The sequence below is a fragment of the Schaalia sp. genome (assembly GCF_050312375.1).
Classification (GTDB): Bacteria; Actinomycetota; Actinomycetes; order Actinomycetales; family Actinomycetaceae; genus Pauljensenia; species Pauljensenia hyovaginalis.
In genome coordinates this window covers 51,107-58,504 of sequence record NZ_JBNOYB010000048.1, presented here as the reverse complement: position 1 = coordinate 58,504, position 7,398 = coordinate 51,107, and the positions used below count along the sequence as shown (strand labels likewise).

4 protein-coding genes are annotated in these 7,398 nt (G+C 66.3%); 3 read left to right on the top strand and 1 reads right to left on the bottom strand.

Features of this window, described 5'->3' with window-relative positions; genetic code table 11:
• The first annotated feature begins 304 nt into the window (after window positions 1–304).
• Both ACQY7V_RS03840 and ACQY7V_RS03835 read left to right on the top strand, forming a co-directional pair.
• A complete protein-coding gene (locus ACQY7V_RS03840) occupies window positions 305–3,790 on the top strand; it encodes a glycosyl hydrolase family 95 catalytic domain-containing protein (RefSeq protein ID WP_428638991.1) in 3,486 nt (1,161 codons plus the stop codon).
• Window positions 3,791–3,823: 33 nt separating this feature from the next.
• Window positions 3,824–4,528, top strand: coding sequence for an MgtC/SapB family protein (locus ACQY7V_RS03835; protein ID WP_235361070.1), 705 nt, complete (start codon window positions 3,824–3,826; stop codon window positions 4,526–4,528).
• A gap of 46 nt (window positions 4,529–4,574) precedes the next feature.
• Here ACQY7V_RS03835 and ACQY7V_RS03830 read toward each other — a convergent pair whose 3' ends face one another.
• Window positions 4,575–5,819 carry an ROK family protein gene (locus ACQY7V_RS03830; protein ID WP_428638989.1) on the bottom strand — a complete coding sequence of 415 codons (1,245 nt, stop codon included), beginning with the start codon at window positions 5,817–5,819 and terminating at the stop codon, window positions 4,575–4,577.
• 79 nt (window positions 5,820–5,898) lie between these two features.
• Between ACQY7V_RS03830 and xylA the strand changes: the two genes are divergently transcribed.
• A complete protein-coding gene (gene xylA, locus ACQY7V_RS03825) occupies window positions 5,899–7,251 on the top strand; it encodes a xylose isomerase (protein WP_154475674.1) in 1,353 nt (450 codons plus the stop codon).
• Window positions 7,252–7,398 lie beyond the last annotated feature (147 nt).

Genomic DNA, 7,398 nt, shown 5'->3' with positions numbered 1-7,398 from the left:
TAGGGCCGGACGCTCACGACGATGCGCTCGGCCTCGATGCGCGCGCCCAGGACGACCGTGCGGGCCAGACCGAGGGCGAGAAGTAGTAGACTCTTCATGCGTCACACCTCTTCGGTTGTCTGAATTTGGCTTAGCAATCATCGGCGGATGACGCGGAAACGGCCCCTCCCGGGGCCGTTTCAGTTCCAGATCGTTGTTTTCGCCCGCTGAGCTGGGCCTATGCCGGAATCTCTCCCACAGAAACCACCGAAGAGCCATAATTCCTTAAGAAGCTCATTTGTGACTGACAACGGAGTTGGCGCGCATGAACGCACGAAGGTCCTCGTTCCGTCTCTTCGCCGCGGCATCGGCTTGGATACTCGCCCTCGCCCTTCTCATCGCCGTCACGGGAGCGCCTGCCCGGGCTCTCGGGCAGGACGGCGAGGGGCTGAGGCTCGTCTACGGGCAGCCGGCGTCGAAGACGAAGATGATCCGCTTCGCGAGCGGCGGCCAGTGCGATGATCGCTGGCAGCAGACGACACTGCCGATCGGGAGCGGGGATCTCGGCGCCACGGTCTACGGCGAGGTCAACAGCGAGCAGCTGCTCATCAACGAGAAGACCTTGTGGACGGGCGGCCCGAATTCCACGGCCGACTACGCCGGAGGCAACTCGCCCGAGCACGGGAAGAACGGCGCGACGATCCGTCGTGTTCAGGAGCTGTTCGAACAGGGAGATGCGGCCGGTGCGCAGAACATCGCCAAGAGGGACCTGATCGGAGGGCTCGACCGCGACCGGGAGTACGGGGGCTATCAGGCCTTCGGCGTTCTCAAGCTCGCGCAGTCGACCGGGCGGGGGTACGGCGAGTACGAGCGCTCCGTCGATCTGCGGTCGGGAATCGCCCGCGTGGCTTTCACCTCCGGGGGAGCGGCGTACGAACGCGAATACTTCGCATCCAACCCTTCGGGCGTGATCGCGGGGCGACTCAGTGCCCGGGGAGGAGGCGTCACCGTCGGCATTTCCCTTCCGACGCAGCAGGACGCGCAGCGCAATGGCGAGGTGACGCGCGTGACGGACGAGGGCATCGAGGTATCGGGCGCCCTGTGGAACAACGGCTTGCAATACGCAGCCGATCTGCGCGTCATCGCCGAGGGCGGAAGCGTCACCATTGACCGGCGAGGCTCGAAGCTCAATATCAAGGACGCCCGATCGGTGACCTTCTTCCTCGCAGTGGCGACGGATTATGCGAATGACTATCCGGCCTACCGGACGGGAGAGTCCCGCCATGACCTCGAGGCGCGCGTCGCCGAACGGGCCGAGGCGGCGGCGAATGCGGGATACGAGGACGTCAAGGCCCGTCACCTGGCGGATTTCCAACCCCTGATGGATCGGATGCGCCTGGATCTCGGAGGGGACTCCGGGGGCCTCGCCACGGATCAGCTGCTCGCGGGGTACAAGGCGGGATCGAATACTCCTGCTCAGGATCGCTACCTCGAGACCCTCCTTCATCAGTACGGGCGCTATCTGCTGGCGTCGTCATCTCGGGAGGATTCGCAGCTCCCCGCGAATCTGCAGGGCGTCTGGGCGGCGTGTTCGGCCGATAGGGGCAAGGAGAATCCCTGGCGGTCCGACTACCACATGAATGTCAATCTCCAGATGAATTACTGGCCGGCATATTCGGCGAATCTCGTGGAGACCTCCGAACCCCTGGTGTCCTACGTCAACGGGCTGGTGGAACCGGGGCGCAGGACCGCGGCGATCTACGCGGGCACGAGCGGCGAGCCGGGAACGGGCTTCTTGGCGCACACGGAGAACACCCCCTTCGGGTGGACGGCTCCCGGGTACGAGTTCACCTGGGGGTGGTCGCCCGCCGCCCTGCCCTGGATCCTTCAGAACGTGTACGAGCGCTACGAATTCACGGGTTCTCGTGAGGCCTTGAGCGCTGATATCTACCCCTTGCTGAAGGAGAGCGCGACGCTCTACAGCGAACGCCTTCTTCATCCCTCCACCGATCCCTATGGCGTCACCAGGCTGGTATCGTCGCCGGCCTACTCGCCCGAGCACGGTCCGATCACGGACGGCAACACCTATGAGCAGTCCTTGATCTGGCAGCTGTTCCACGACGCGATCGAGGCGGCTGAGGCGCTCGGAGTGGATGCGCCCGTCGTCGGGAGCGACGAGGGCTGCGCGGCTAAGAACTGGAACAGGGACTGGTCGGCCGAGGGAGCCTTCGTCGATTCCCGTGCGAATCGGTCATGGCGTTGCGCCCTCGAACTCCTCGACCCGATCGAGATCGGTGATGACGGGCAGATCAAGGAGTGGTACCTCGAGGGCCGGATCGGCAAGGACTCGGCCGGCACGGCGATCAGCGGTTTCCAGAGCCGGCATCGTCACATGTCGCATCTTCTGGGCCTCTACCCGGGCGACCTCATCACCTCCGATGATGCGGCGAGCATGAAGGCGGCGGTCGTGTCGCTCGATGAACGCGGCGCGAAGGCGACGGGTTGGGGCATGGCTCAGCGGATCGGCGCATGGGCTCGTACGGGGTCCGGCGACAAGGCGCACGAGCTGATCGCCTCGCTGATGAAGAACGGGATGTATCCGAACCTCTTCGACGCGCATCCGCCGTTCCAGATCGACGGCAACTTCGGCTATGCCGCCGGCGTGGATGAGATGCTCCTCCAGTCGAATGCGGCCTTCGTCGACGCCGGAGGCGCGGAGCACCGGAACTACATGCGAGTGCTGCCCGCCTTGCCCTCCGCGTGGGCTGAGGGCTCCGTCGCGGGAATCCGCGCCAGGGGAGGATTCCTTCTCGACTTCGCATGGAGGAACGGCGAGCTCAACGCCCTGCAGGTGACCTCCGAAGCCGGGAATGACGCCGCACTCGCATTCACCGGAGCAGCCGGGACCCGTGTCATCGACATGACGGGCGGCGGGGCGAGCGTTCCGGTTTCAGTGCTGGACGACGACCGCATCTCCTTCCCCACGGAGGCCGGGCACGCATACGCGATCAAGGGCTTCAGCTCGATGAAGGTGAGCGCGAGCGCCAGTGCGCGCCTCGTCGACGCCTCCGGCTCCGTCGATGTGACGGTCTCCGTGGCGAACGAGGGCGGGAGCGTCCTCAAGAACGTAGTCGTCGAGGCGGCGACCGACGCTCCCGGGTGGGAGTTCGATGCGTCTTCGCGTGAGATCGCCGAGATCCCCGCAGGCGGAAGCGTCGACGTGCGCTTCGAAGCCGCTGCGGCGGCCGCGGGCCCTGCGACCCTTCGTTTCTCCGCCCTTGCAGAGGATCAGCGGGCCGACGCCCAGGTCGATGTGGAAGCGTTGTGCGGCAGGTCGGTACTCCCGAGCGTGACGGCCGTATCCTCCGAACACACTGCGATCGAGGACACGGGCAAGGAGCGTGCGGTCGACGGGGATCCCGCGACGATCTGGCATTCGCAGTGGACTGCGAAGTATCCCCATTGGATCGAAGTTGAACTCCCGGAGGCGATGTCGGTGTGCGGGCTCGCATACACGCCGCGCACGACCGGAGGGGCGGTCAACGGGCGCGTGCGCGAATACGAGATCAGGGTCTCCGAGGACGGCGTGAACTGGAGTGAGCCCGTGACTCGGGGCGAGTTCACTGCGGAGGGGATCGCGCAGATCGCCCCCGTCGGCATCCGGGCGAGATACGTGAAGCTCATCGGGCTATCGGCGCATGCTCCGGGAACCGACAACATGTCGGTCGCCGAGCTTTCGCTGATCGTGACGGATTCAGATCGGCGGGGTGCGCTCGCGGTCGCTGAAGCCAAGGATGACGTGGTGGAATAGGGGAGGACCGCTCCGCGAAGGCAGGTGAATCTCATGGGGGACTTGTTCTCGCTCGCCCACTTCGGCTACGGGGTGGGGGCTCTGGCGATGACCGGGCTTCTGTGCTCGATCCTCGGCTTGGAGCGCCACTACCACCTCAAGGATGCGGGCGTGAAGACGCACGTCCTCGTCGGTGTGGGCGCCTGCCTGTTCACGCTCGTGTCGGTTTACGGATTCGGGTCCTCGACTCCTGCGGGCGCACCGGTGGATCCCTCGCGCCTCGCCGCGCAGGTGGTCTCGGGCATCGGCTTCCTCGGCGCGGGCCTGATCTTCGTCAACAATGACACGGTGAAGGGGCTGACTACGGCCGCAACCGTGTGGGTCTCAGCGGCGATCGGTGTGGCCTGCGGCGTCGGAATGGTCCTCCTCGCCTGTGTGACCGTGCTCCTGCATGTTCTGCTGGTCTTCGCCGTGGGCCCCCTTCTTGAGCGCATTCCCTCGCGGAAGGAGAATGATCGGCTCGTTGTGGAGTACGAGGCGGAAAAGGGCGTGCTGCGCCGGATCCTCGTCACCGCTTCGGGCCTGGGGTTCGCGGCGATGGTGAACTCGACGGAGCGGATCGACACGGAGCACGGTCGGGGAGTGCGCGCCGTCATGCGTTTCGAAGGATCTCATTCCCTTGAGAATCTGATGAAACGGGTGGCCGATATCGAGGGCGTGAATGCGGTCGATCGGATCGAGCACTCCACCCTCGATTGAGCCGGTGCCCTCGGATCGCCGTTCGACGCCCCTTCGCTCGGGGCGCTCAGGCGGTCCAGGCCATCGGGTCGTCGACGAGGCGCTGGAGGATCCTGTGGGCGGCTCCCTTGACCGCGAGGTCGCGCGAGTCGGGGATGAGATCGATCCTCGGTTGTGACCAGGCGGCCTGGAGGACGCGCGTCTCGATCTCTTTCGCCGCGGGTTCGACGAGCCATTCGCCCAGCTCTGCGACGACGCCGCCCAGGAGGACGAGGGGGATGTCCGCGGCGTTGATGACTGCAGCGAGGGAGCGTCCGAGTGCTCCGCCGCCTTCTTCGAGTGCGGCGAGGGTCGCCGAGTCGCCCGCGAGGGCCGAGGCTTTCACGTCTTCGACTCCGGCTTCACGTCCCAGTCCGGCGTGCTGTCCGAGGGCGCGCAGGCCGAGGTAGGCCTCGAGGCATCCGGTGGCGCCGCAGGAGCAGAGGGGTCCGGAGGGGTCGGCGCAGATGTGCCCGATCTCGCCCGACCATCCCCTCGCTCCGCTGAGCGGCCTGTGGTCGACGATGATGCCGGCGCCGATGCCGACTTCGCCGGAGACGTAGATGAAGGAGGCGGGGCCGGAGGGGACGCCGGGGAGCGGGTTGGCGACCGCGAATGCCGCGAGATCGGCTTCGTTGGCGACGATCGCGGGGTGGACGCTGGTGAGGGGGGAGAGGAGGGCCTCCAGGGGGATGTCCCTCCAGCCGAGGTTGGGGGCGAGGGCGAGGGCGCTCGGGGAGACGAGGCCGGGCAGGGCCAGGCCGGATCCGAGGAAGAGGGCTCCTGCGGGCAGGGATTCGGCGAGGAGTTCGCGCGAGGCTTCGCCGAGGCGGGTCATCGTTTCGATGGGGTCGGATCCGGCGAAGTCGGATTCGATGCGCTTGGCGGCGATCTCCTGTCCGGCGAGGTCGATGAGGACGAGGTCGAGGGCGGAGATGTTGACTTCGAGGCCGAGGGCGACCGCCCTTCCGGGCGTCGGCGTGAGGCGGTTGGCGGGGCGCCCTCGGCCGCCCGTCGGGGGTTCGATCTCGGTGACGAGTCCGGCGCTGATGAGTTCGTCGACGAGGCGGGAGATGGTGGCGCGGGTGATGCCCGAGGCCTGGGAGATGCCGGATCTGGAGATCTCCCCGGGTGCGGAGAGGATCTGTCGCAGGGAGAGGGAGAGGTTCATCGCGCGCAGGCTCTCCGCTTTCACTCCGGCCATGGCGCGTTCGGAGGGCTTGAGGGGGGAGCGCTGCGCGACTGAGGCGCGGCGACGATGCTCGGCTTTCATGTCTTGACTCTAGCCTATTCGAAGGACTAAGTTTTTCTTCGTAACAAAATCACTGTGGACCCGTCCATGAGAGGCACCCATGTCTGAGAACCTGTGGAACATCGAAAAGATCCCCTACGTCGGAACAGAGTCGCTCCGACAGGGGCTCGGCTTCCGCTACTACGACGCCGACCGCGTCGTCGCCGGGAAGACCATGAAGGAATGGATGCGCTTCGGCGTCGCCTACTGGCACACCTTCGAGCAGCGCCTCGTCGACCCCTTCGGCACCGGCACGGCGATCCGGCCCTTCGACGGCAAGTACTCCACCCCCCTCGACCTCGCGCTCGCCAAGGTCGACTACGCCTTCGACTTCTTCACGACCCTGGGCGTCGACTACTTCTGCTTCCACGACCGCGACATCGCGCCCGAGGGCGACACCCTCCGCGAGACCAACGCGATCCTCGACAAGGTCGTCGACCGCATCGAGGCGAAGATGAAGGAGACGGGCGTCAAGCTCCTGTGGAACACCTCCTCCCTCTTCACCAACCCCCGCTTCCTCTCGGGCGCCGCGACCTCGCCCTTCTCCGAGATCTACGCCTACGCCGGCGGTCAGCTCAAGCACTCCCTGGAGATCGCCAAGCGCCTGGGCGCCGAGAACTACGTGTTCTGGGGCGGCCGCGAGGGCTACGAGAACCTGTGGAACACCGACCTCAAGCGCGAGCAGGACCACATCGCGCGCTTCTTCCACATGTGCGTCGACTACGCGGCCGAGATCGGCCTGGACTCCCAGTTCCTCATCGAGCCGAAGCCGAAGGAGCCGACCGCGCACCAGTACGACTTCGACGCCGCGACCTCGATCGCCTTCCTCCAGACCTACGATCTGGCCGACAAGTTCAAGCTCAACCTCGAGGGCAACCACGCCAACCTCGCCGGTCACACCTACCAGCACGAGATCCGCGTGGCGCGCGCCGCCGGAATGCTCGGCTCGCTCGACGCCAACCAGGGCGACAAGCTCATCGGCTGGGACATCGACGAGTTCCCCTCGGACCTGTACGAGACGACCGCGGTCATGCACGAGGTCATCGCCGAGGGTTCGATCGGCCCGCGCGGCGGCCTCAACTTCGACGCCAAGCCGCGCCGCACCTCCTTCACCGCCGAGGACCTCTTCCGCGCCCACATCGTCGGCATGGACTCCTACGCGGCCGGCCTGCTCGTGGCTGCGCGCATGCATGAAGAGGGCGTCATCAACGACCTGGTCGCCGAGCGCTACTCGTCCTTCGATTCGGGCATCGGCGCGACCGTCGAGGACGGCACCGCGACCCTCGCCTCCCTCGAGGAGCACGCGCTCGACATCCCGCAGGCCGAGCTCATGGCCGCGGTCAAGTCGGACCACCTCGAGTCGGTGAAGGCGACGATCAACAACTACATCGTCGACACCCTCGGCCGCGCCTGAAATCCGACCCCGACAGGGGCGTCCTGGCGCAGTGCCGTTGAGGCGGTCGGGTCCACCGGTCCCGACCGCCTCCTCCCCCTCCCCCACCCACCGAGGTCATCACCTTTCTTCATCGAGGTCATCACCTTTGCGCCCCGAGGGGATCTC

Excerpts from the sequence above, each read along its gene's own strand:
- ACQY7V_RS03840 (WP_428638991.1), top strand. The coding sequence starts at position 305 with ATGAACGCACGAAGGTCCTCGTTCCGTCTCTTCGCCGCGGCATCGGCT.
- ACQY7V_RS03835 (WP_235361070.1), top strand. The coding sequence starts at position 3,824 with ATGGGGGACTTGTTCTCGCTCGCCCACTTCGGCTACGGGGTGGGGGCT.
- ACQY7V_RS03830 (WP_428638989.1), bottom strand. The coding sequence starts at position 5,819 with ATGAAAGCCGAGCATCGTCGCCGCGCCTCAGTCGCGCAGCGCTCCCCC.
- xylA (WP_154475674.1), top strand. The coding sequence starts at position 5,899 with ATGTCTGAGAACCTGTGGAACATCGAAAAGATCCCCTACGTCGGAACA.